At 68.4% G+C, this 24554-nt stretch carries 25 protein-coding genes; 11 read left to right on the plus strand and 14 right to left on the minus strand.

The window, feature by feature from the left end:
- Positions 1–15: 15 nt before the first annotated feature.
- Together dnaJ and hrcA are read right to left on the minus strand one after the other, a co-directional pair.
- A complete protein-coding gene (gene dnaJ / locus PSS76_RS16915; RefSeq protein ID WP_005512325.1) occupies positions 16–1167 on the minus strand; it encodes a molecular chaperone DnaJ in 1152 nt (383 codons plus the stop codon).
- A gap of 99 nt (positions 1168–1266) precedes the next feature.
- Positions 1267–2310 carry a heat-inducible transcriptional repressor HrcA gene (gene hrcA, locus PSS76_RS16920; protein ID WP_022596695.1) on the minus strand — a complete coding sequence of 348 codons (1044 nt, stop codon included), beginning with the start codon at positions 2308–2310 and terminating at the stop codon, positions 1267–1269.
- Between the two features lie 227 nt (positions 2311–2537).
- Here hrcA and PSS76_RS16925 point away from each other — a divergent pair, with 227 nt between their 5' ends.
- The gene (locus PSS76_RS16925) at positions 2538–2846 is read left to right on the plus strand and encodes a type II toxin-antitoxin system VapB family antitoxin (RefSeq protein WP_013416472.1); all 309 of its coding nucleotides are present in this window, start codon (positions 2538–2540) and stop codon (positions 2844–2846) included.
- Positions 2847–2858: 12 nt separating this feature from the next.
- Here PSS76_RS16925 and hemW read toward each other — a convergent pair whose 3' ends face one another.
- On the minus strand, positions 2859–4046 hold the full coding sequence (hemW, locus tag PSS76_RS16930) for a radical SAM family heme chaperone HemW (RefSeq protein ID WP_022596697.1): 1188 nt from the start codon (positions 4044–4046) through the stop codon (positions 2859–2861).
- Between the two features lie 393 nt (positions 4047–4439).
- Between hemW and PSS76_RS16935 the strand changes: the two genes are divergently transcribed.
- The 6 genes from PSS76_RS16935 to PSS76_RS16960 are packed head-to-tail and all read left to right on the plus strand — an operon-like array spanning position 4440 to position 10684.
- A complete protein-coding gene (locus PSS76_RS16935; protein WP_069856536.1) occupies positions 4440–6149 on the plus strand; it encodes a nitrite/sulfite reductase in 1710 nt (569 codons plus the stop codon).
- Positions 6146–6889 carry a phosphoadenylyl-sulfate reductase gene (locus PSS76_RS16940; protein WP_005512320.1) on the plus strand — a complete coding sequence of 248 codons (744 nt, stop codon included), beginning with the start codon at positions 6146–6148 and terminating at the stop codon, positions 6887–6889. Before PSS76_RS16935 ends, PSS76_RS16940 begins: the two co-directional genes overlap by 4 nt.
- Positions 6886–7827, plus strand: coding sequence for a sulfate adenylyltransferase subunit CysD (gene cysD / locus PSS76_RS16945; RefSeq protein WP_005512319.1), 942 nt, complete (start codon positions 6886–6888; stop codon positions 7825–7827). Before PSS76_RS16940 ends, cysD begins: the two co-directional genes overlap by 4 nt.
- Positions 7828–7829: 2 nt before the next feature.
- Positions 7830–9125 carry a sulfate adenylyltransferase subunit 1 gene (locus PSS76_RS16950; protein WP_005512318.1) on the plus strand — a complete coding sequence of 432 codons (1296 nt, stop codon included), beginning with the start codon at positions 7830–7832 and terminating at the stop codon, positions 9123–9125.
- Between the two features lie 4 nt (positions 9126–9129).
- Positions 9130–9879, plus strand: coding sequence for a sirohydrochlorin chelatase (locus PSS76_RS16955; protein WP_044991231.1), 750 nt, complete (start codon positions 9130–9132; stop codon positions 9877–9879).
- Positions 9880–9895: 16 nt separating this feature from the next.
- Positions 9896–10684, plus strand: a complete 789-nt coding sequence (locus tag PSS76_RS16960) for a pentapeptide repeat-containing protein (RefSeq protein WP_337456375.1) — start codon at positions 9896–9898, stop codon at positions 10682–10684.
- Here the strand turns inward: PSS76_RS16960 and PSS76_RS16965 are convergent.
- Complete coding sequence (locus PSS76_RS16965; protein WP_233281775.1) at positions 10681–10899, minus strand: helix-hairpin-helix domain-containing protein; 219 nt, start codon at positions 10897–10899, stop codon at positions 10681–10683. The two genes, PSS76_RS16960 and PSS76_RS16965, sit on opposite strands and share 4 nt — an antisense overlap.
- Before the next feature lie 114 nt (positions 10900–11013).
- Here PSS76_RS16965 and PSS76_RS16970 point away from each other — a divergent pair, with 114 nt between their 5' ends.
- A complete protein-coding gene (locus tag PSS76_RS16970) occupies positions 11014–11529 on the plus strand; it encodes a flavin reductase family protein (protein WP_005512314.1) in 516 nt (171 codons plus the stop codon).
- 87 nt (positions 11530–11616) lie between these two features.
- A complete protein-coding gene (locus PSS76_RS16975) occupies positions 11617–12894 on the plus strand; it encodes a serine hydrolase domain-containing protein (RefSeq protein ID WP_236721628.1) in 1278 nt (425 codons plus the stop codon).
- A 68-nt stretch (positions 12895–12962) separates the two neighbouring features.
- Here PSS76_RS16975 and PSS76_RS16980 read toward each other — a convergent pair whose 3' ends face one another.
- The 8 genes from PSS76_RS16980 to PSS76_RS17010 all read right to left on the minus strand — a co-directional run bounded on the left by PSS76_RS16980 (position 12963) and on the right by PSS76_RS17010 (position 18726).
- Positions 12963–13910, minus strand: coding sequence for a sulfate/molybdate ABC transporter ATP-binding protein (locus PSS76_RS16980; RefSeq protein ID WP_022596709.1), 948 nt, complete (start codon positions 13908–13910; stop codon positions 12963–12965).
- Complete coding sequence (gene cysW, locus PSS76_RS16985; protein ID WP_005512311.1) at positions 13907–14713, minus strand: sulfate ABC transporter permease subunit CysW; 807 nt, start codon at positions 14711–14713, stop codon at positions 13907–13909. Before cysW ends, PSS76_RS16980 begins: the two co-directional genes overlap by 4 nt.
- Positions 14710–15591, minus strand: a complete 882-nt coding sequence (gene cysT, locus PSS76_RS16990) for a sulfate ABC transporter permease subunit CysT (protein ID WP_337456376.1) — start codon at positions 15589–15591, stop codon at positions 14710–14712. Before cysT ends, cysW begins: the two co-directional genes overlap by 4 nt.
- Positions 15591–16622 carry an extracellular solute-binding protein gene (locus tag PSS76_RS16995; protein ID WP_221278040.1) on the minus strand — a complete coding sequence of 344 codons (1032 nt, stop codon included), beginning with the start codon at positions 16620–16622 and terminating at the stop codon, positions 15591–15593. Before PSS76_RS16995 ends, cysT begins: the two co-directional genes overlap by 1 nt.
- 197 nt (positions 16623–16819) lie before the next feature.
- Entirely contained in the window at positions 16820–16909 is a 90-nt protein-coding gene (locus tag PSS76_RS23925) for an Ms4533A family Cys-rich leader peptide (RefSeq protein WP_443147378.1), read from the minus strand.
- Between the two features lie 156 nt (positions 16910–17065).
- Entirely contained in the window at positions 17066–17290 is a 225-nt protein-coding gene (locus PSS76_RS17000; protein ID WP_005512307.1) for a hypothetical protein, read from the minus strand.
- Between the two features lie 94 nt (positions 17291–17384).
- Positions 17385–18413 (minus strand): sulfate ABC transporter substrate-binding protein, encoded by a 1029-nt coding sequence (locus PSS76_RS17005; RefSeq protein ID WP_337456377.1) that lies wholly within the window; start codon positions 18411–18413, stop codon positions 17385–17387.
- 223 nt (positions 18414–18636) lie between these two features.
- Positions 18637–18726, minus strand: coding sequence for an Ms4533A family Cys-rich leader peptide (locus PSS76_RS17010; protein WP_313957197.1), 90 nt, complete (start codon positions 18724–18726; stop codon positions 18637–18639).
- Between the two features lie 112 nt (positions 18727–18838).
- Here PSS76_RS17010 and PSS76_RS17015 point away from each other — a divergent pair, with 112 nt between their 5' ends.
- Positions 18839–20806, plus strand: a complete 1968-nt coding sequence (locus tag PSS76_RS17015) for a glycoside hydrolase family 15 protein (RefSeq protein WP_084844246.1) — start codon at positions 18839–18841, stop codon at positions 20804–20806.
- Between the two features lie 46 nt (positions 20807–20852).
- Positions 20853–21230 (plus strand): VOC family protein, encoded by a 378-nt coding sequence (locus tag PSS76_RS17020; RefSeq protein WP_013416484.1) that lies wholly within the window; start codon positions 20853–20855, stop codon positions 21228–21230.
- A 10-nt stretch (positions 21231–21240) separates the two neighbouring features.
- Here the strand turns inward: PSS76_RS17020 and PSS76_RS17025 are convergent, their stop codons facing one another.
- Positions 21241–22173, minus strand: a complete 933-nt coding sequence (locus PSS76_RS17025; RefSeq protein ID WP_064078093.1) for an NAD(P)H-dependent flavin oxidoreductase — start codon at positions 22171–22173, stop codon at positions 21241–21243.
- A gap of 27 nt (positions 22174–22200) precedes the next feature.
- Positions 22201–24147: a translation elongation factor 4 gene (gene lepA, locus PSS76_RS17030; RefSeq protein WP_013416486.1), complete on the minus strand. Its 1947-nt coding sequence runs from the start codon at positions 24145–24147 to the stop codon at positions 22201–22203.
- Positions 24148–24554 lie beyond the last annotated feature (407 nt).

Consider the following 24554-nt stretch of genomic DNA (forward strand, 5'->3'; position numbering starts at 1 on the left):
CGGGTCCGACGCCGATCAGCGGCCGCTGAAGGCGTCGCGCAGCCGGGAGAACAGGCCGCCGCTGTTCTGCGATCCGGTCGAGACGACCTCGGCCTGATCGCGGTCGCGGTGATTCTTGAACTCCTGCAGCAGCTTGCTCTGCTTGCCGTCGAGCCTCGACGGGATGACCACCTCGAGATGCGCATGGACGTCGCCGCGCACCGTGGAGCGCAGCTTCGGCATGCCGTGGCCACGCAGGACCGACACCGATCCGGGCTGCGTACCCGGGTCGACGGTGATCTCGGTGGGACCGTCGATGATGGTGTCGAGCGTGACGGTGGTGCCGAGGGCCGCGTCGACCATCGGGACCCGGATGGTGCAGTGCAGATCGTCGCCGTCGCGGACGAACACCTCGTGCGGCTGCTCGATGACCTCGACGTAGAGGTCACCGGCGGGGCCGCCGCCGGGGCCGACCTCGCCCTGCGCAGCAAGGCGGATGCGCATGCCACCCGAGACACCGGCCGGGACCTTCACGGTGATGTCGCGGCGGGCGCGGACGCGGCCGTCTCCACCGCACTTGTGGCACGGATCCGGGATGGTCTCGCCGACGCCACGGCACGTCGGGCAGGGACGCGAGGTCATGACCTGGCCCAGGAACGAGCGCTGCACGGACTGGACCTCGCCGGCGCCGCCACACGTCTCGCAGCGGACCGGCTGGGAGTCGCCGTGCGTGCCCGAACCGGTGCACCCGTCGCACAGGATCGCGGTGTCGACGGTGATCGTCTTCGTCACGCCGGTGGCGCACTCGGCGAGGGTCAGCTTGGTGCGCAGCAGGGAGTCCGCGCCGGGCTGCACCCGCCCACGCGGGCCGCGCGCGGTTCCGCCGCTGCCACCGAAGAACGCCTCGAACACGTCGCCGAGACCACCGAACCCGGCCCCGCTGAAGCCGCCCGCTCCGGCCGAGGCGCCGGACTCCATCGGGTCGCCGCCGAGATCGACGATGCGGCGCTTCTCGGGATCCGAGAGCACCTCGTAGGCCGTGGAGACCTCACGGAACCTGGCCTGCGCCGTCTCGTCGGGATTGACGTCCGGATGCAGTTCACGGGCGAGCTTTCGGTATGCCCGCTTGATCTCCTGATCGCTCGCCTTCGGTCCGACGCCGAGCGTGCCGTAGTAATCCCGTGCCACTTTGGGTATCTCGTCCTTCTCTACATCGTTCGCATCAAACGGTGAGCGTCGCCCGGCACCGGTCGGTCCCGGCCCGGCCACGTGGCGCCCGTCCGCGCACTACCGCTCGGCGAGTACTTCGCCGATGTACCTGGCAACGGCAGCCACCGAGGCAATTGTTCCCGGGTAGTCCATCCGGGTGGGGCCGAGGACCCCCACACCGCCGAACACGGTACCGGCCGTGCCGTAACCCGTGGAGATCACCGAGGTGCCCCGCATCTCCTCGACCTGTGTCTCCTCACCGATACGCACGGTGACCCGGCCGGCGTCCTGCGTCGCCGCGATCAGCTTGAGGACCACCACCTGCTCCTCGAGCGCCTCGAGGACGGAACGCAGTGAGCCGGGCAGCCCCGCCTGCATGGTGAAATCGGCCGCGTTGCGTGTCAGGTTCGCGGTCCCACCCAGGACCAGGCGATCCTCGGGGTGTTCGACCAGGGTCTCTACCAGCACCGTGGCCGAGCGGATCACCGCGTCGCGCAGATTCTCGGGCGCATCCTCGGCCAGTTCGGACACCGCGATGGAAGCTGCGGCCAGCCGCTTCCCTTCGAGCGCACCGCCGAGTAGCGCCCGCAGCCGGGACAGGTCCTCGTCGTCGATCACGTCGCCGAGTTCGACGATTCGCTGGTCGACGCGTCCGGAGTCGGTGATCAGCACCATCAGCAGGCGCGCCGGCGTGAGGGCCACCACCTCGAGGTGACGCACCGACGATGCCGACAGCGTGGGGTACTGCACGACGGCGACCTGCCGGGTGAGCTGCGCGAGCAGCCGCACCCCGCGCCGAAGGACGTCGTCCAGGTCGACACCGGACTCGAGAAACTCGAGAATCGCGCGGCGCTCGGCCGCCGAGAGCGGCTTGACGTCGGCGATCCGGTCGACGAACTGGCGATAGCCCTTGTCGGTCGGTACCCGGCCCGAACTGGTGTGCGGCTGGGTGATGTACCCCTCGGCCTCGAGGGCCGCCATGTCGTTGCGGATGGTGGCACTGGAGACGCCCAGGTTGTGACGTTCGACCAGGGCCTTCGACCCGATCGGCTCCTGCGTCGAGACGTAGTCGGCGACGATCGCCCGGAGTACCTCGAATCGTCGTTCCTCCGTGCTCGCCACCGCCACCCACCTCCGTTTCGCGCTGCGGCCCGGGTTGTCCCGGAGCCGTGCATCCCGCCCTGCGCGGGATCCACCTCGGTACCCAGTCTAATGGCCCCGCCCGGACGGAACTTCGCAGGCCGCGCCGGACATTCGAGGCACACGGAACAATTGCCTCGTAGGCCGTACTGTGGTCACCGGTCGGGCCGCAGGACCCGTCCTACGGTCGAGAACTACGGGCGGTGAACATGATCTTCAAGGGTGTCAGGGAAGGCAAGCCGTATCCGGATCACGGATTGACGCTGCGCGACTGGGCCCAGATACCGCCGCGGCAGGTGCGCCTCGACGAGATCGTGACGACCACCCGGGTGTTGCAGCTGGACCGGCTGCTGGACGAGGATTCGACATTCTACGGCGACCTGTTCCCCCACGCCGTGCTGTGGGAGGGGACCATCTACCTCGAGGACGGCGTCCATCACGCCGTGCGCTCGGCCCTGCGCAACCGCGTCGTGCTGCACGCACGGGTCTACGACTACGACGCGGCACCGACCGAGTAGGTCGGCCCCGGGTCAATCCAGGATGTCCCGGACCACGGCGTCGGCGAGCAGCCGCCCACGATCGGTGAGCACCAGGTGGGCGCCCTCGACGCGCGCGAGTCCGTCCGCCACCACCCGCTCGGCGGCACCGCGTTCACTGTCGCCCAGATCCGACAGCGACAGCCCGGTGCGTAGCCGAACGGTCAGCATGACGCGTTCCACGTGCGCGTCCTCGGCGGTGAGCGTCTCGCTGCCCCCGACCGGGAGTTCCCCCGCCGACAGCCGGTCCGCGTAGCGCGCGGGATGCTTGACGTTCCACCACCGCACCCCACCGACGTGGCTGTGCGCGCCCGGGCCGGCACCCCACCAGTCGCCGCCGTCCCAGTAGCCGAGGTTGTGGCGGCAGCGCGACGCATCGTTCGCGGCCCAGTTCGACACCTCGTACCAGTGCAACCCCGCGTCGGCGAGACGCGCGTCGATCCGTTCGTAGCGGAAGGCCAGGACGTCGTCGTCGGGTGCGGGCAGTTCGCCACGGCGCACCCTGCGGGCCAGCGCGGTGCCGTCCTCGACGATCAGCGCGTACGCGGAGACGTGGTCGACGCCCGCGCCGAGGACCGCGTCCAGCGACGCATCGAGGTCGCGATCGGTCTCGCCGGGGGTGCCGTAGATGAGGTCGAGGTTGACGTGGTCGAACCCGGCGGCCCGCGCCTCACGTGCGGCGGCCACCGCCCGGCCCGGAGTGTGGGTGCGGTCGAGCACGCGCAGCACGTGCTCGGCGGCCGACTGCATGCCCAGCGAGATCCGCGTGAAGCCCGCCTCGCGCAGCCTGCTGAAGAACTCCGGCGACGTGGACTCCGGGTTGGACTCGGTGGTCACCTCTGCGCCGTCGGCGAGGCCGAAGCTCGCCTGTACCGCCCCGAGGACCTCGGCGAGGCCGTCGCCGCCGAGGAGCGAGGGCGTACCGCCGCCGACGAACACCGTGTCGACCTTCGGAGCGCCGGTGATCTCGGCCGCCGACGCGAGCTCGCGCTTCAATGCCTCGAGCCAGGACTGCGGCGACGCCGACGTGCCGAGTTCCCCCGCCGTGTAGGTGTTGAAATCGCAGTACCCGCACCGCGTGGCACAGAACGGGACGTGGACGTAGATGCCGAACGGCCGTGTCCCCACTCCTTCGAGCGCCGACACGGGAAGTTCCAGGCGTGTCGATTCGACATCGACCACTGATCCACTCACGTCTCCAGTGTCCCAGCCATCCGATCTGCCGCCACGAACGCCCGCCCATCAGGACATTTCCCGGAATTTTCGGGGAAATATGCTCCCGGTGGTCGGCAGACGGCAAATCCCGTGGCAGAATGGCCCGCATGACAGATACCGGGGTGCGATTGGTGGCGCGGCGCCACGTCGACCTCAAGCGTGTCTGTAGCTGTTGTTGTCTGTCCTGCGGCGTGTAGCGGCCAGCGTTTCCCTGCCCTGAAGCAGCGGCGCTCGCCTGCGTTCGTCTCCCCCCGTTAGGCCCGTAACCCGGCCGGCCGAGGACGACCCCGCGAGGAAGCAGCCCTCCTCTCCCTGTCTTCGACCGGTGCACCGTGAGATTCACGAAATTCAGGAGCACCCATGACGTCGACCACCGACGCCGAATCTGCCGTGAGCCCGCCGGCGCGCACCGCGCGTCCGAAAAAGCGTGTCTCCGAGGGCCAGTGGGCCCTCGGCTACCGCGAGCCGCTCAACGCGAACGAGCAGATCAAGAAGGACGACAACCCGCTCAACGTCCGCACGCGCATCGAGAACATCTACTCGAAGCAGGGTTTCGACAGCATCGACAAGGCCGACCTGCGCGGCCGCATGCGCTGGTGGGGCCTGTACACGCAGCGCGAGGAGGGCTACGACGGCACCTTCACGGGTGACGAGAACATCGACCTGCTCGAGGCGAAGTACTTCATGATGCGGGTGCGGTGCGACGCCGGCGCCCTCACCGCCGCGCAGTTGCGCACGATCGGCGAACTCTCGACCGAGTTCGCCCGCGACACCGCCGACCTCTCGGACCGCGAGAACGTCCAGTACCACTGGATCGAGATCGAGAACGTCCCCGAGATCTGGCAGCGGCTCGAGGCCGTCGGTCTCGCGACCACCGAGGCGTGCGGCGACTGCCCTCGCGTCGTGCTCGGATCCCCGCTGGCCGGCGAGTCGTTCGACGAGATCCTCGACCCGACCCCGGCGATCGACGAGATCGTCCGCCGCTACATCGGCGATCCCGAGTACTCGAACCTGCCGCGCAAGTTCAAGACCGCGATCTCCGGGCAGCAGGACGTGGTGCACGAGATCAACGACGTCGCGTTCGTGGGCGTGAACCACCCCGAGCACGGTCCGGGCCTGGACCTGTGGGTGGGCGGCGGCCTGTCGACGAATCCGATGCTGGCGCAGCGCGTCGGCGTGTGGGTGCCGCTCGACGAGGTCCCGGACGTGTGGGAGGCCGTGGTCTCGATCTTCCGCGACTACGGCTACCGCCGGCTGCGCGCGAAGGCGCGGCTGAAGTTCCTGATCAAGGACTGGGGCATCGAGAAGTTCAGGGAAGTTCTCGAACAGGAGTACCTGAAGAGGCCCCTCATCGACGGCCCCGCGCCGGAGAAGCCCGAGCGCCCGATCGACCACATCGGCGTCCAGAAGCTGCGCAACGGCCTCAACGCGATCGGGTTCTCCCCCATCGCCGGCCGCGTGTCGGGCACCATCCTGACCAAGGTCGCCGCCGCGGCCGAGGCGGTCGGCTCCGACCGCATCCGCTTCACGCCGTACCAGAAGCTGATCGTGCTCGACGTGCCCGACGACAAGGTCGAGGAACTGATCGCCGAACTGCAGCCCCTCGGCCTGCACGCCCGGCCGTCGCACTGGCGTCGGAACCTGCTGGCCTGCAGTGGTATCGAATTCTGCAAGCTGTCGTTCGTGGAGACCCGCAAGCGCTCGCAGGTGCTCGCGCCGGAACTCGAGGAGCGGCTCGCGGACATCAATGCCCAGTTGGACGTCCCGATCACGATCAACATCAACGGCTGCCCCAACTCGTGCGGCCGGTCCCAGATCGCCGATATCGGGTTCAAGGGCCAGTTGGTCGACGACGGCGAGGGCAACCAGATCGAGGGTTTCCAGGTGCACCTGGGCGGCAGCCTCGGCCTGGACAGCGCCTTCGGCCGGAAACTGCGCCAGCACAAGGTGACCAGCGCCGAACTCGGCGACTACATCGACCGGGTGGTGCGCAACTTCGTGAAGCACCGCAACGAGGGTGAACGCTTCGCACAGTGGGCAGTTCGAGCAGACGAGGGGGATTTGCGTTGACGATCGACATCACCACGGCAACCCAGGACGAACTCCGGGCACTTGCCGCGCAGGGCGCAGCGGAGCTGGACGGCGCGTCCGCGCGGGAACTGCTGCAGTGGACCGAGGACACGTTCGGGGCCGGGGCGAGCGAAGCGACGGGGTATCGCAACAGCTACATCGTCGCGTCGAACATGCAGGACGGCGTGCTCGTTCACCTTGCCGCACAGGTTCATCCGGGCGTGGACGTGCTCTTCCTCGAGACCGGATACCACTTCCCCGAGACCATCGGCACCCGTGACGCGGTGGAGCAGGTGTACGGCGTCAACGTCATCAACGCGCAGACCGACGTCTCGGTCGCCGAGCAGGACGCGGCCGAGGGCAAGGACCTGTTCGCCCGCGAGCCCAACCGCTGCTGCGCGCTGCGCAAGGTCGCGCCGCTGAAGGCGACGCTGAAGAACTACCGGGCGTGGGTCACCGGCATCCGCCGGGTCGAGGCCCCCACCCGGGCGAACGCGCCGTTGATCTCGTTCGACGAGGCGTTCGGACTGGTGAAGATCAATCCCATCGCTGCATGGTCGGACGACGACATGCAGGCGTACATCGACGAGCACTCGATCCTGGTGAATCCGCTCGTCGACGAGGGGTATCCCTCCATCGGGTGCGCTCCGTGCACCGTCAAACCTCTCCCCGGCGCCGATCCGCGCAGCGGTCGGTGGGCCGGTTCGGCCAAGACAGAATGCGGGTTGCACGCCTCATGACCATCGACATCTCCCTCCCCGAGCCGCGGCTTCAGCTCGACGGCAACAAGTTCGACACCCTCGACGCCCTCGAGTCCGAGGCCATCCACATCTTCCGTGAGGTGGCCGGCGAGTTCGAGCGGCCCGTGATCCTGTTCTCGGGCGGCAAGGACTCGACGGTGCTGCTGCACCTGGCGATCAAGGCGTTCTGGCCGGCCCCGCTGCCGTTCGCGCTGCTGCACGTCGACACCGGGCACAACCTGCCGGAGGTGCTGGACTTCCGCGACCACGTCGTCGCGAAGTACAACCTGCGCCTGCACGTGGCCAAGGTGGAGGACTACCTCGCCGACGGCCGCCTCACCGAGCGCCCCGACGGGATCCGCAACCCGCTGCAGACCGTGCCGCTGCTCGACGCGATCGCCGAGCACCGCTTCGACGCCGTGTTCGGCGGAGCGCGCCGTGACGAGGAGCGGGCCCGCGCCAAGGAGCGGATCTTCTCGCTGCGCAACGCGTTCGGGCAGTGGGACCCCAAGCGTCAGCGTCCCGAGCTGTGGAACCTGTACAACGGCCGGCATTCCCCCGGCGAGCAGGTCCGCGTCTTCCCGTTGAGCAACTTCACCGAACTCGACATCTGGCGCTACATCGCGCGGGACAACGTCGAACTGGCGAGCATCTACTACGCCCACCAGCGTCCGGTGTACCAGCGCGACGGCATGTGGATGACCCCGGGCGTGTGGGGTGGCCCGGCCGAAGGCGAAGAGCTGCAGACGCTGTCGGTCCGCTACCGCACCGTCGGTGACGGATCCACCACCGGCGCGGTGCTGTCCGAGGCCGCCGACAACGAGGCCATCCTGGCCGAGGTCGCGGCGTCCCGGCTCACCGAGCGCGGCGCCACCCGCGGCGACGACCGAGTTTCCGAAGCGGCCATGGAAGACCGCAAGCGAGAGGGCTACTTCTGATCATGAGCGACCTGCTACGACTCGCTACCGCGGGCAGCGTCGACGACGGCAAGTCCACTCTCGTGGGCCGGCTGCTGTACGACACCAAATCCGTTCTGGCCGACCAGATCGACGCCGTCACCCGCGCGTCGGTCGACAAGGGCCTGTCCACCCCCGACCTGTCGCTACTCGTCGACGGCCTGCGTGCCGAGCGCGAGCAGGGCATCACGATCGACGTCGCATATCGCTACTTCGCGACACCGCGCCGCTCGTTCGTGCTGGCCGACACCCCGGGCCACGTGCAGTACACCCGCAACACCGTGTCGGGCGCGTCCACCGCGCAGTTGGTGATCCTCCTGGTGGACGCGCGCAAGGGCGTCATCTCGCAGACCCGTAAGCACGCCGCGGTGCTGGCGCTGCTCGGAGTGCCGCGACTGGTGCTGGCGGTCAACAAGATCGACCTCGTCGAGGATCCGGCGCAGGTGTTCGCCGACATCACGGCCGAGTTCCGTTCGCTGACCGGATCTCTCGGCTGGGACGACGCCGACGTCCAGGCGATCCCGGTGTCCGCGCTACACGGCGACAACGTCGCCGTGGCGTCGGACAACACGCCGTACTACGACGGGCCGACGCTGATCGAGCATCTCGAATCGGTGCCCGTGGACAGCGACAACGAGGGCAAGCACGCCGTGGGTCTGCGGTTCCCCGTGCAGTACGTGATCCGTCCGCGCACCGCCGAGTTCCCCGACTACCGCGGCTACGCCGGTCAGGTAGCGGCCGGTTCGGTCGTTCCCGGCGACGAGGTGGTGATCCTGCCGTCCGGAACCCGGACGACGGTCACCCGCATCGACACCGCCGACGGCGAACTCGACGTCGCGCACGCGGGCCGCAGCGTGACGCTGGTGCTCGCCGACGACGTCGACGTCTCCCGCGGCGACACCATCGCGGCGCCGTCCGGCGCGCCGGAGCCGATCGACCAGTTCGACGCCACCGTGTGCTGGCTCGCCGAGAAGCCGCTTCGTCCGGGCGCACGCCTGCTGCTCAAGCACGGCACCCGCACCACGCAGGCCATCGTCGGCGCGCTCGTCGAGCGCCTCGACGAGCAGGAACTGACGTCGGAGCTGTCCCCGGAAACCCTCGAGCTCAACGAGATCGGCAAGATCTCGGTGCGTGTCGCGGAACCGATCGTGGCCGACGACTACACCGTCAACCGGCACACCGGCAGTTTCCTGCTGATCGATCCCGCCGGCGGCAACACGCTCGCGGCCGGTCTGGTGGGCGACGCCATCGCCGCGGTCGAGCTCGGTGAGCGGGTCTGACACCGTGACTCCACTGATCGCCGTCGCACACGGCAGTCGTGATCCCCGATCCGCTCGGGTGGTCACGGCTGCCGTGGCGGCGATCCGCGCGCAGCGGCCGGACGTCGACGTCCGGTTGTGCTTCCTCGACCTGAACACGCCGTCGGTGGACCAGGTCGTCGACGCCGTCGCCGCGGAGGGGCATACCGCTGCAGTGGTGGTGCCCCTGCTGCTCGGCAGCGCGTTCCATGCCCGCGTGGATCTGCCCGGGATCCTGGCCGCTGCCCGCGCACGGCACCCGCAGCTGACGCTCGTCCAGTCCGACGTCCTGGGCCACGACCGCCGCCTCGTCGACGCGGTGCGGGACCGGATCACCGAGACCGGTGTCGCCACCGACGACACCCGCGCCGGAGTCGTGCTCGCCGCGGTCGGCTCGTCCGATTCGCGGGCCAACGATCGCACCCGTGCACTGGCCGGCGTCCTCGCCGACGGCAACCTGTGGGCGACGGCCGCCTGCTTCGCAACCTCCGCCGAACCGACCGTCGGACAGGCGATCTCACAGCTGCGCTCGCGAGGGGTCGAGCGCATCGTGATCGCCCCGTGGTTCCTGGCGCCGGGACGCCTCACCGACCGTCTCGGCGCAGCCGCACTCGACGCCGCTCCCGACGTCGTGTTCGCCGAGACGATCGGCGCACACCGGAACGTCGCCGAAGTTGCGCTCGATCGGTACCGGACCGCCCTCGGCGCAGCGGACTCGTGGCGACTCTCCGCCTGACGTTTACAGTGAGTCGGTGACGACCGACAAGCACAGCGCGGCGAGTGCCGCATCGCTGCGCGGCAGGTGGAGTTCCGAGACCACAGCCCAGCTCGCGCGCCAGTTCGTCGATCAGGCCGGATTCGTCGGACGCACACACGAGATCACGTCCCCGTTCGGAACCGACGACGACGGTCGTGTGGACCTGCGCGGCGTGAAAATGGCTCGCGGATACCCGCTCTCGATCAAGTACCTCACGCTCGAGCGGCTCGACCTGAGCTACGCCCGAGGAACCCTCCACTTCGTCGAGACCGAGGTGAGCGACAGCCGCTTCGACGGAATCTCCGCGTCGGGCAGCACGTTCGACCGATTCTTCGCAAGGTGCAGTTTCAGATCGGCGCGCCTGACGCGGGCACGGATCGGGCGGCGATTGACCGACTGCGACTTCACCGGCGCATCGATGCGCAAACTCACACTCGGAGAGAACACCGTGTTCGAGCGGTGCACGTTCCGCGGAGCAGACCTCACCGACGCGAAGCTGGTGGGCGGCCGCTTCGTCGAGTGCACATTCGCCGACACCACGTTCTCGGCGCTCACGACCTTCGACCGCTGCGACTTCCGGGGCACCCTGCCCGAGCTCGGACCCGCGCGCCGAATCCGGTGCACCCACGGCGGCCGTCCCCTGTCCGACAGCTGGCCGGGTCAGGCGTACGCCGACGACCTCGAAAGTGACTACCTCGGGCGTTACGGGCGCGCAGTGCAGGCGGGGACCGCGGAGACCATGCCACTCGACCCCGAGTCACCGCCCGGGCACGCCACGCGCTAGGCGTTGTCGGTTCGGAAGCCGAGACCGCGCTCGCCCAGCGAGTCGGTCAACACCCGGAGCGCTTTGGGACCGACGCCGTGGAGCGCGAGGAGATCCTTCGCCGAGTGCTGCGCGACGGCCTCCAGCGTGGTGATGCCGGCTTGCGCGAGCGCCCGGGTAGCCGGACGCCCGATCCCGGCAGGGAGATCGCCGGTGATGTCGCTGGGTGGGGTCATGCACGTCATCGTAGGGAGCCGTACCCGTGGCGTCGACCACAATCCCTTTACCTCGAGTCAACTCGAGGTTCTAGCGTCGTCAGTGACACCCCCGCCTCGACGAAGGACCTCGCGTTGACGACCACTGCCCCGAACCCCCTGCTCGGCGAAGACTTCCGGCGCGCCTTCCGGGGTTACCCCGCGGGCGTCGCGATCATCACCGCACAGGGTGCCGCCGGCCCGGTGGGCATCACCTCGTCGTCGGTCGCGTCGATCTCCGCCGATCCCGCCGTGCTGGGCTTCTCGCTACAGGCCCTGCGGGGTTCTGCCGCCGAGATCGCGGTGGCGTCGAGCGTCCTGGTGCACCTGCTCACCGCCGACAACGTGGCGCTGGCCCGTCGGTTCGCGGCGTCCGGCAACACCCGGTTCGGCGTCGACACGGCCTGGTCGACACTGGGATCGGGTGAGCCACTCCTGCACGACACCGGCACAGTGCTGCGCTGCACCCCGCTCACGCGTACCGAGGTCGGGCAGGCACTGGTCGTCACGGCCGCTGTGACGGAGATCCACGACGCCGAGTCGCTCGCGGCTCCCCTGGTGTACCAGAACCGCTCGTACCACTGCGTGAGTGCCTGGACCGCACTCCCCTGATCCAACGTTCGTTCGGACGCAGGTCGGTCCCGACCGCTACGGGAAAAATCTGACGAAAACCATTACCTCAGATTTACTCTCGTGATCATGCAACCGACTCTCCGCCGCCCGTATCGACGGGCCGGCGCCGCCGCCCTGGCGACTGCGACATCCCTGGTGCTCGCCGCCACCCTCGCACCGACAGCCTCCGCAGCGATTCCCGTCCCGAATGCAGGGTCGTCGATCGGTGACGGGTGGGAGACGCGAGCCGTGGCCCGGGCCGCATCGAAGGTGGTCGGCCACAGTGCACCCGGCATGTCGATCGCGATCGTCAAGCGCAACCCCGACAAGCCCGACGAGGCGATCACCACCACATACCACTTCGGGTTGGCGGACAAGGAGAATCAGCGCCCGGTCGGTCCGCAGACTCAGTTCGAGATCGCCTCGGAAACCAAGACGTTCACCGCGGGACTGCTCGCGAAGCGGATCGACGAAGGCCTCTCCACTCTCGGCGATCTCGCCCAGGACTACGAGCACGACGTCACGTTCCCGACGATGGACGACACGGTCGTCACGCTCGGGGATCTCGTCACCCACCGGTCGGGGCTCACCGACGACCCGGGCAACCTGAATGCCGGCTGCCCGGGAGGCGGCGACCACGGGTGCTCGGACGCGAAGGCGCTCTACAACCGCACCCTGCTGTGGGAGGGGCTGGAGGCGCCGGGTGCGCTGGCGAGCGCACCGGGATCGGAGTGGATCTACTCGGACTTCGGTTTCGGAACCCTGGGCACCCTGATGGCCGATGCGTACGCACCGGGTCACGCCGAGCCCCGCTTCGCCGACGTGGTCCAGCGCGAGCTCACCGGTCCACTCGGCATGACCGGGACCGTCATCGAAAGCCCCACCCCGGACCTGGCCGTGCCCTACGCGAACGGCAGCCCGACCGACCTCTGGAACAACACCGGTGCGCTGGCCGGCGGCGGCGGTCTGATCAGCACGGCGGCGGACATGGCGAAGTGGGTGGCGGCCACCCTCGGCTACGGGGACGAGCCGCTGGTTCCGGTTCTGCAGTCGATGCTCGATCCGATCCCGGGCGTGGCGCCGACCAAGATGCCGAACATGCAGATGGGCATGGCCTGGCAGCTGTTCCCCCCGCAGAACGGGATCAACCGCCCGTACGCGTTCAAGGACGGTGGCGCCTCGGGAATGACCAGCGCCACCTACCTCGTGCCGTCCGAGGGATGGGGTGTGACGGTCATGGCGAACGGCGACTCGGAGCACACCGACGGGGTCGCCCTGGACCTGATGCGTGAGCTCGCCCCCGACTACCCGGCGCCGCCGGAGAGCGGCAGTGGCTCACTGTCGTTCGGCTCGCTGGGGTCCTGACCCGTCGGACGACGACGAAAGCCCAGCTCCACCTTGGCGGAGCCGGGCTTTCGTCTTTGCTCGGCGGACTAGCTTGCGATGTCGCTGGGCCGCACGTACACGGTCTCGCCCTCGCGCAGACCGAGCGCCTCGGCGTCGCTGCGGGTGATCTGCGCCGACAGCTCCTGCGCTCCGGTCTTGGGCTGCAGCTCGACGCGGACCTCGAATCCGAGGTGCACGACGCGGGAGACCGTGGCCGCGAACGACTGCGGCAGCTGGTTGCGGTCCAGGCGCAGATCGTGCGGGCGCACGAGCTGCCCGTTGAGCCGGGCGACCGGGCCGAGGAACGACATCACGAAGTCGTTGGCCGGGGTGTCGTACAGCTCCTGCGGGGTGCCGACCTGCTCGATGCGGCCCTTGTTGAGCACCGCGATCCGGTCGGCGACGTCCAGGGCCTCCTCCTGGTCGTGGGTGACCAGCACCGTGGTGACGTGCACCTCGTCGTGCAGGCGGCGCAGCCACGTCCGCAGGTCGTCACGCACCTTCGCGTCGAGCGCGCCGAACGGCTCGTCGAGCAGCAGCACCTGCGGATCGACGGCGAGCGCACGGGCGAGGGCCATGCGCTGACGCTGTCCGCCGGACAGCTGTGCGGGGTAGCGGTGCTGGAAGCCGTCCAGCCCGACGATCCCGAGCAGATCGTCGACCTTCTTGGTGATCTCCGCCTTGGGGCGCTTGCGGATCTTGAGCCCGAACGCGACGTTGTCCCGCACGGTCATGTGTTTGAACGCCGCATAGTGCTGGAACACGAAGCCGATGTCCCGCTTCTGCGGCGGCACGCCGGTGACGTCCTTGCCGGCGATCGTGATGGTGCCCGAGTCGGGATGTTCGAGGCCGGCGATCGACCGCAGCAGCGTCGACTTGCCCGAGCCGCTGGGGCCCAACAGGGCGGTCAGCGAGCCCGACGGGATGTCGAGGGTGACATCGTCGAGCGCGGCGAAGTCGCCGTAGTTCTTGCGCGCACCGGTCACGGTGATCATGTCGTGCTCCTCTTGCGGTCGAGCAGAGTCATCAGCAGCAGGGTGATCAGGGCGATACCCATCAGCAGCGTTGCCGCCGAGTAGGCCCCGAAGGTGTTGTGGTCGTCGATGTAGCGGGAGTGCACGAGCAGGGTCAGGGTCTGCGATTGGCCGGGAATGCCGGACGAGACCATGATGACCGCGCCGAACTCGCCGAGCGCGCGGGCGACGGTGAGGACGACGCCGTAGGTCAGGCCCCACCGGATGGCCGGCAAGGTGATCCGGCTGAACGTCTGCCACTTCGACGCGCCGAGCGTCGCGGCGGCCTGCTCCTGTTCCTCACCGATCTCGTGCAGCACGGGTTCCACCTCGCGCACCACGAACGGGAGGGTCACGAAGATGGTGGCGATCACCATGCCCGGCAGCCCGAAGATCACCTTGAAACCGGTCGATTCGATCCCACCGAACCAGCCGTTCGCCCCCCACAGCAGGATCAGCGAGACACCGACGACGATGGGCGAGACCGCGAACGGCAGGTCCACCACCGACTGCAGGAGACCGCGGCCCGGGAAGCGTCCGCGCACCAGCGCGAGCGCCGTCACGATGCCGAACACCACGTTCAACGGGACCACGATCGCCACGATGATCAGCGACATGTTGAGCGCCGAGATGGCGGCCGGGGTGCTGATCGCGTGGAAGAACGCGACGAAGCCGTTCTCGAACGTGCGGTACAGGATCACTGCGATGGGCAGGACCAGCAGGACGAAGAGGTAGGCGAGGACGATGGTCCGCAGACCGATCCGCGCCTTCGGGGACAGCTTCACTGGGCGTGCTCCTCTCGGCGCTGGTTACGGGCCGCGAACAGGCGCAGGACGAACAGCGTGACGAACGCGATCGCCAACAGTGCCACCGACACGGCCGCGGCGCTGACCGGACGATCGATCTCGATCTGCTGTTGGATGTACTGCGACGCCACCTGCGTCTCGCGGGGAATGTTGCCGCCGATCAGGACGACGGAGCCGTACTCGCCGATCGCCCGGGCGAACGCCAGCCCGGCACCGCTGATGACCGCCGGCGCCAGCGTCGGCAGCACCACCGAGCGGAAGATGGTCCAGTTGTTCGCACCCAACGACGCGGCCGCCTCCTCGACCTCTCGGTCGGCCTCGATCAGCACCGGCTGTACCGAGCGCACGACGAACGGCAGCGTCACGAAGGCCAGCGCGACGATCAGACCCGGCTGCGTGGCGTTGAGGTGGATACCGACGGGGCTCTGCGGCCCGTAGAGCGAGAGCAGCACGATGCTCGCGACGATCGTCGGCAGCGCGAACGGGAGATCGATGAGTGCGCCCACGATTCGCTTGCCGGGAAACTCGTCGCGCACCAGCACCCAGGCAATGGCAGTGCCCATCACGACGTTGATCACGGCGACGATCGCGGAGACCACCACCGTCACCCGCAGCGCCGCCAGCGCGCCGGGAGCGGTGACCGCGTCCCAGAAGCCGGCCCAGCCGTTCTCGAACGACGTGACCGTCAGCGCCGCCAACGGAAGGAGCACGATGACGCTGAGCCAGAGGCCGGCGATACCGATGCCGAGCGGCCCGACGGCACCGGTGACGGCAAACCTGCGCCGCGAGCGGGTCTTCGGTTTCGGTGAGGGTCTCTGCGCCGGCTGTCGGGCCGGCTGAGTCGTCACGGTCGTCATCACTTGGTCGCGTTCTCGTAGATTGCGGCGATCCGTCCCGAGTCCTGCTCGAACAGATCCTGGTCGACGGCGTCCCAACCACCGAGGTCGGCGATGGTCCACAGCTTCTGCGGCTCCGGGAAGTCCGCGGCGAACTCGGCCAGCACGGCCTGGTCGACGGGACGGAACCCGGCCTGTGCCCACTGACGTTGCGCTGCAGGGGTGTAGAGGAACTCACGGAACGTGACGGCGGTGGACGCGTTGCGGCCCGTGGAGACGACGGCAACCGGGTTCTCCACCTTGAACGTCACAGCGGGCGTGACGTGCTCCACCGGATCGCCCTTACGCTCGGTGAACAGCGCCTCGTTCTCATAGCTGAGCAGCACGTCACCGGTGCCCTGCAGGAACATCTCGGTCGCCTCGCGTCCCGACTTGGGCTGCACCTTCACGTGCTCGCTCACGAGCTTGCCGAGGTAGTCGAGTCCCGCCTGCGGGTTCCGGCCGCCCTCGCTCTCGGCGGCGTACGGCGCCAACAGGTTCCACTTCGCCGAACCCGAACTGAACGGGTTGGGGGTGACCACCTCGATCCCCGGACGCAGCAGATCGTCCCAGTCGCGGATGTTCTTCGGATTACCCTCCCGCACGACGAGAGTGACGACCGACCCGAACGGGACACCGCCGTATGCGTCCTGGTTCCAGGAATCGTCGACGAGACCTGCCTCGACGAGCCGGGTGATCTCCGGCTCGACGGAGAAGCTCACCAGATCGGCCTGCGCGCCGTCCCTGACCTTGCGGGACTGGTCGCCCGAGGCACCGTACGACGGATTGAACCGCACGCCCTGACCCTCGTCGGTCTCCGCGAACGCCGTGGTGACCTTGTCGTAGCCCGGCTTGGGGACGCCGTATGCGAACAGGTTGATCGTGCCGCCACTGCCGTCGGCACTGCCGTCGCCGCCACCCATGACGTCACTCGAACCGCCGCTACACCCGGCGAGCGCCACCGCGGCGACGGCGACGAACGCAGCCACGAGGGGGCGGGACCGATGGTTCATAGGGACTTACCTTCCTACAGTGCCGGCAGATGCAGAAGAGCTCGCAGCAGAGCGGACCGACCGGACGGTCGGGCGGCGGGAGCTATCGGGGCGCAGGGGGGCGTTCGCGGCACGCAGGGCGGCGGGGTGACTCGGGGAAGAGCTACGCGTTCGGACCGAACACGAGTGTCACGACTGGGCGAACACCGACGAGGTGATCAACAACAGTCGACGTCGGCAACTGCAAGTCGGCCGACAGCGATCAACGCCAGTTCATGGCGGACCTGGTGGGCGACGACTACAAACACGCGGCAGACTTTAGCAGAGCGCCGAACCGCCGTCCGAATCGCTTTTCTGGTGACCGGGACGGCCGTAGTCGGGCAGGCCTCAGCGGGTGAAGTACCAGGCGATGACGACCAGGACGATAAGTGCGATCAGAGCCAGGGTCACGCGTGAGCGCGGCATCAGGAACCCTCCACCTTCGAGCGCGCGTCCGCGCAGACATCCGACGCGGCCGGTTCGGCACGACCGACTGCCGCGAACACCGCGGACAACACGCGGTCGAGCATCCAGGCGATACCGAAGCAGGCCGGGATCATCACCGCGAGCACCAGGAGAACCTGGGGAATGAACGGCAGGCCGGCGATCCACAGTTCGGCGCCGTCCCACCAGTTCGCGAGTTGATCCACCCGACCACCCTAGCGGCTGGCAAGGTGCGGACCGAACGCGGCGCAATGTGCGTGCCGCGTCCGGTCCCGTGTCCTCACCGTGCCTGCGCGCGAGCTACTTGGTCGCGTTCTCGTAGATCACCGCGATGCTGCCGGTCCCCTGCTTGAACAACTCGGCATCGACGGTCTTCCAGCCCCCGAGGTCGGCGATGGTCCACAGCTTCTGCGGCTGCGGGAAGTCGGCCGCGAACTCCTGCGCCACGGCCGGGTCGACGGGACGGAAACCCGCCTCCGCCCACAGTCGCTGGGCGTCGGCGGTGTAGAGGTAGTCGCGGAACGCGGTCGCCTGGGCCGCGTTGGGGCTGTTGGAGATGACCGCGGCCGGATTTTCGATCTTGAACGTCGCGGGCGGAGTGACGTGCTCCACCGGGTCGCCGTTGCGCTCGGTGAACAGCGCCTCGTTCTCGTAGCTCAGCAGCACGTCACCGGTGCCCTGCAGGAACATCTCGGTCGCCTCGCGTCCCGACTTGGGCTGCACCTTCACGTGCTCGCTCACGAGCTTGCCGAGGTAGTCGAGTCCCGCCTGCGGGTTCTGGCCACCGTCGCTCTTCGCGGCATACGGCGCCAACAGGTTCCACTTCGCCGAACCGGAACTGAACGGGTTGGGGGTGACCACCTCGATACCCGGACGCAGCAGATCGTCCCAGTCCTGGATGTTCTTCGGATTGCCCTCGCGGACGACGATCGTGACGACCGACCCGAACGGAATTCCGTTGTAGGCGTCCTTGTTCCAGTTCTCGTCGACAAGGCCGGCGTCCACCAGTCGGGTGATGTCGGGTTCGACGGAGAAGTTCACGAAGTCGGCCTGCGCGCCGTCCTTGACCTTGCGGGACTGGTCGCCCGAGGCACCGTACGACGGATTGAACCGGACCCCCTTGCCCTCCTCGGTCTCCGCGAACGCCGCGGTGACCTTGTCGAATCCGGGCTTGGGCACCGCATACGCGAACAGGTTGATCGTGCCGCCGCTGCCGTCGGCGGTCTCGGTGCCGCCGACGACGTCACTGGAACCGCCGCTGCACGCGGACAGCGCGACCGCGCCGAGCGCGACGAGTGCGGTCAGGAACGAACGGGAACGATGCCTCATGAGGGATTGCCTTCCTACCAGGCTCACGGATGATGGTGATGACGTACGGAATCGGTCCGGCACACGCCGGACCGTACTCAGAGATCGGACGGATGTCCTGCATTGGAAGGGCGTTCGTGACGAACCGGGCGCGCAGCACGCCCCGGCCGGTCCACCGACGAAGAAGAGCGAAGCGCGCGGCCGCGGGCCGGATTCGACGGAATACGAACGCCCGGAAAGGGCGTCAGCGACAAAGAATGTCGGCAACCGCCAGATCGCCGACGGCAATCAACGCCAGTTCATGGCGGACGCGGTGGGCGATGGCAGCAGACACGCCGCAGAGAGTAACAGACACCCGCAGTCGCGGCGAGCCGCACCGCTCCGCTCCCCCGCGCGGCGCGGTCGAAACATGGACGGCGGCGTGCGCGCGGGTCGATGATGAGGAGATGACGTCGCAGGCCGAGCAGTCAGTCACCGGACCGTCGGGCGATTCGGACGAGATCGCGCCGGAGCACCGCAGCGTCTATCCGCCGATCGACGACTACGCATTCCTCTCCGATTGCGAGTCGAACTGCCTGATCGCCCGGAACGGCTCCGTCGAGTGGATGTGCATCCCGCGACCCGACTCGCCCAGCGTGTTCGGGTCCATCCTGGACCGCAGCGCCGGACACTTCCGGATCGGGCCGTACGGCCAGAACGTGCCGGCCGCGCGCCGCTACCTGCCGGGCGGGCTCATCCTGGAGACGACGTGGCAGACGCAGACCGGGTGGCTCATCGTCCGGGACGCCCTCGTGATGGGACCCTGGCACGCGAACGAGCAGCGTTCGCCGACGCGTCGGCGCACGCCGTCGGACTGGGATGCCGAGCACGTGCTGCTGCGGACGGTGAAGTGCGTCAGCGGCACCGTCGAGTTGGAGATGAGCTGCGAACCCGCCTTCGACTACCACCGCGCCCCGGCCCGGTGGGAATACACCGGCAAGGTGTACGAGGAAGCCACGGCGACGTCCCGCGCGTCCTCCACCGACCACCCGACACTGCGCCTGACGTCGAATCTCCGGCTCGGCCTCGAGGGGCGCGAGGCCCGCGCCCGGACGCGAATGGTGGAGGGCGACAACGCCTTCGTCGCCCTCTCCTGGTCCGATCTGCCGGCCCCGCGTACCTTCGCCGAGGCGGCGGACCGGATGTGGCAGACCACCGAGTGCTGGCGGCAGTGGGTCACGATCGGCCGGTTCCCCGACCATCCTTGGCGTGGCCACCTGCAGCGCAGTGCGCTGACCCTCAAGGGCCTCACCTACGCCCCCACCGGCGCCCTGCTCGCCGCCCCCACCACGTCCCTGCCCGAAACGCCCGGCGGCGAACGGAACTGGGACTACCGGTACGCCTGGGTGCGCGACTCGACCTTCGCGCTGTGGGGTCTCTACACGCTCGGGCTCGATCGGGAGGCCAACGACTTCTTCTCGTTCATCTTCGACTCGTCCCAGTCCGACGACGGCGACCCGGCACCCCTGCAGGTGATGTACGGCGTCGGCGGCGAGCACACGCTCGTCGAGCAGGAACTGAGCCACCTCAAGGGTTACGACGGGGCCCGGCCGGTCCGGATCGGCAACGGCGCCTACAACCAGAACCAGCACGACATCTGGGGCACGATGCTCGACTCGGTGTACCTGCACGTCCGTTCCCGCGACCAGGTCCCCGAGACCCTGTGGCCGCTCCTCAAACGTCAGGTCGAGGAGGTCGTCGAGAACTGGCGCCGGCCCGACCGCGGCATCTGGGAGGTTCGCGGCGAACCCCAGCACTTCACGTCGTCGAAGATCATGTGCTGGGTCGCGCTCGACCGCGGCGCCAAGCTGGCGACGTTGCACGGCGAGAAGGCTTATGCGGCACAGTGGGCCGACATCGCGGACGAGATCCGAGCCGACGTCCTCGCCCACGGTGTCGACGATCGTGGGGTGCTCACCCAGCGGTACGGCAGTCGGGCTCTCGATGCGTCGTTGCTGCTCGCTCCCCTGCTGCGCTTCCTGCCCGCCGACGACGAGCGCATCCGGGCCACCGTGCTGGCGATCGCCGACGAACTCACCGAGGACGGACTGGTGCTGCGCTACCGAGTCGAGGAGACCGACGACGGACTGTCCGGCAAGGAGGGCACTTTCACGATCTGCTCGTTCTGGCTCGTCTCGGCCCTGGTGGAGATCGGGGAACTCGAGCGCGCCAAGCAGCTGTGCGAACGTCTGCTCGGGTTCGCCAGCCCACTCAAGTTGTACGCCGAGGAGATCGACCCCAAGACCGGCCGGCACCTCGGTAATTTTCCGCAGGCCTTCACCCACCTCGCGCTGATCAATGCGGTCGTGCACGTCATCCGAGCGGAGGAGGCCGGCGACACCGGCACCTTCCAGCCCGCTCACGGGCCGTCCTGACGTGGGAACGGCCGCTTCTGTCGGTGACCTGTGTCACGATCGGCGCATGTTGGATCACCTGGGAATTCAATGCGTCGACATCGAAGCCGGTGCTGCGTTCTACGACGCCGTGCTCGCGCCTCTCGGTGGGAAGCGGGTCGTCGAACCCGCTCCCGGCGTCATCGGTTACGGCGTGCCGCCACACCCGGACTTCTGGATCAGCCCGCTGGTCCCGGCCGATGCCGGCTTCCGCGAGAACCATGTGGCGTTCGTCGCGGACACCCGAGCCGCGGTCGATGCCTTCTACGCGGCCGCGGTCGAAGCGGGTGCAGAGGTTCTGCATGCACCGCGCGAATGGCCGGAGTACCACCCCGGCTACTACGGCGCGTTCGTGCGCGATCCCGACGGCAACAACGTCGAGGCGGTCTGCCACCGCCCCGAGTGACGGCGTTCGCTCAGTAGGTGCGGCGTAGCAGGCGTTCGGCGTCGGCGGCGATGGTGCGGACCACGTCGCCGGCGGGTTGCTCAGTCGTGACCAGACCCGCTGCCTCGCCGGCGTAGACCACACCCTGGGTCGCGTCTGCAGGGTCGTAAGCGGCAGCGAGCGTTTCGTTGTCGGCGCCGCGACCGTGCCACTCGGCGGTGTAGTCGTTGGCGAGGGCACGGCCGCCCCACCTCGCCGGCCAGGGCTGATCGCGCGCCTGATCGAAGATCGACGTGTAGACGGTGTCGGCACTGCCGGCCTCGATCAGCTTGCGGCGGGCGTATTCCGGCCCGATCGTCTCCGGGCTCGCGAGCAGCGCGGTGCCGATCATCGCGCCCTCGGCGCCGGCGGCGATCACCGCCGCCAGTCCACGGCCGGTGCCGATTCCGCCCGCCGCGAGGACGGGCAGGCTCGTCGCGTCGAGGACCTCCTGCAGCAGCGGCAGGGTGCCGATCCGTCCGGTGTGGCCGCCGGCCTCACCGCCCTGAGCGATGACGAAGTCGACGCCCGCCCGCTCGACCACGTGCAGGTCGTCGAGCGTGTTCACCTGGGAGACGGCGAGCGCACCCGCGGCGTGGACCCGTTCGACGTACGGTGCCGGATCGCCGAACGACAACGACACCACGCGCGGGCGCTCGGCGAGCGCCGCGTCGAGCAGTGAATCGTCGGCGTCGAGAGACCACGTCATCAGCCCGATGCCGAGCAGCCCGCCGCCGATCTCGCGAGCGGTCGCCGACTCCTCGGCGATCCACTCGGGCGTCGCGTAGCGCGCCGCGCCCAGCAAGCCCAGACCGCCGGCGCGGGTGACCTCCCCCGCGAGCCGTCCGCCCGCGCGGCCGCCCATCGGGGCACCGAAGATCGGCACCTCCAGCCCGAGCTCACGGGTCAACCAGGTGCCGATCATCGAGTGTTCCTCCTACTTGCCGTCCGGCTACTTGCCCTTGGGCTTGTCCGCCACCGACTCGTTGGACAGCGCCGCAACGAAGGCTTCCTGCGGGACCTCGACGCGACCGATGGTCTTCATCCGCTTCTTGCCCTCCTTCTGCTTCTCGAGCAGCTTGCGCTTACGGCTGATGTCGCCGCCGTAGCACTTGGCGAGCACGTCCTTGCGGATCGCCCGAATATTCTCGCGCGCAATGATCTTCGAGCCGATCGCAGCCTGGATCGGCACCTCGAACTGCTGACGGGGGATGAGCTCGCGCAACTTGGTGGTCATCTTGTTTCCGTACGCGAAAGCGGCATCCTTGTGCACGATCGCGCTGAAAGCGTCGACGGTCTCACCCTGGAGCAGGATATCCACCTTCACCAGCGCGGCCTGCTGCTCGCCCGACTCCTCGTAGTCGAGGCTCGCATAGCCCTTGGTCCGCGACTTCAGAGCGTCGAAGAAGTCGAACATGATCTCGCCCATCGGCAGCGTGTAGCGCAGCTCGACGCGCGTCTCCGATAGGTAGTCCATGCCCCCGAGCTCGCCGCGCCGCGACTGACACAGCTCCATGATCGCGCCGGTGTACTCGCTCGGCGCGATGACGGTGCACTTGGCCATCGGCTCGTACACCTCGCGCACCTTGCCCTCCGGCCAGTACGACGGGTTGGTCACCTCGTGCTCGGAGCCGTCCTCCATCACCACCCGGTACACCACGTTCGGCGCGGTGGAGATGAGGTCGAGCCCGAACTCGCGCTCGAGACGGTCGCGGGTGATCTCCATGTGCAGCAGACCGAGGAAGCCACACCGGAAACCGAAGCCGAGAGCGACCGAGGTCTCCGGCTCGTAGGCCAGGGCGGCGTCGTTGAGCCGCAGCTTGTCCAGCGCGTCACGCAGCACCGGGTAGTCGGAACCGTCCATCGGGTAGAGACCCGAGTACACCATCGGCTTGGGATCGCGGTAGCCGGTCAGCGGCTCGGATGCGCCGTTGCGGAACGTGGTGACGGTGTCGCCGACGCGCGACTGCCGCACGTCCTTCACACCGGTGATGAGGTAGCCGACCTCGCCGACGCCCAGACCTGTCGTGGCCTTGGGCTCGGGCGAGATGATGCCCACCTCGAGCAGTTCGTGTGTGGTGCCGGTCGACATCATGGTGATCTTCTCGCGGGGACGGATCTTGCCGTCGACCACACGCACGTAGGTGACGACGCCACGGTAGGCGTCGTACACGGAGTCGAAGATCATCGCGCGTGCCGGACCGTCCGCATCGCCGACCGGGGCCGGAACCTGCTTCACGACCTCGTCGAGCAACTCCTTCACACCGACGCCGGTCTTCCCGGAAACCTTCAGCACGTCCTCGGCCTCGCAGCCGACGATGTGGGCGATCTCGGCCGCGTACCGCTCGGGGTCGGCGGCCGGCAGGTCGATCTTGTTGAGCACCGGGATGATGGTGAGATCCTTCTCCATCGCCAGGTACAGGTTGGCCAGGGTCTGCGCCTCGATGCCCTGCGCGGCGTCGACGAGCAGGATCGCGCCCTCACAGGCCTCGAGCGCGCGGGACACCTCGTACGTGAAGTCGACGTGGCCGGGAGTGTCGATCAGGTGCAGCACGATCTCTTCGGTCGTGCCGTCCTCGTTCTGGACGGTCCACGGCAGACGGACGTTCTGCGCCTTGATGGTGATGCCGCGCTCGCGCTCGATGTCCATGCGGTCGAGGTACTGCGCGCGCATCGCGCGCTCCTCGACGACGCCGGTGAGCTGCAGCATCCGGTCCGCGAGAGTCGACTTGCCGTGGTCGATGTGCGCGATGATGCAGAAGTTCCGGATCTTCGACGGATCCGTGAACGTCTTCTCCGCAAAGTTGCTGCTCAAGCCCAATTCCCTCGTCTCACTCGCGCACTGACATCGGCCCGGTCCGGTCGCCCGTCCCGCACTGGTCCCGCACCAGGATCGCATCGACAGCGTCCCGTGCCCTCCCATCATCCCTTGACCGTGGGTGGGCGTACACATCGAGGGTCACGGCAGGCCACTTGCCACCAACGTACTGAGCCGTCCCGGGGACCGGCGCCCCGAGCCTGCCCCTCCCGGAGACAGCGAACGCCCCGAGGATCACTCGAGGCGTTCGGCGGCTCGCTTCCCCCGAGCCACCTGTCGCAATCTACCCGCGGGGTCCGACAGTGGGCCTCCGCCGATCGGCTCGGGCACGGCCACGGTGGCCGTCGACCCATTCGACGTCGTGCAACAACACGAAGACCCCGCACCAGGGGGTAGCGCGGGGCCTGCGTGTGCGCCGTAGACGGGCACGTCCATAAACATACCGCGAGTACGTTTCGGTCGGGGTGCATCGTCGCGAAAATGCGAAG

The sequence above is a fragment of the Prescottella sp. D32 genome (genome assembly GCF_037287305.1).
Classification (GTDB): Bacteria; Actinomycetota; Actinomycetes; order Mycobacteriales; family Mycobacteriaceae; genus Prescottella; species Prescottella equi.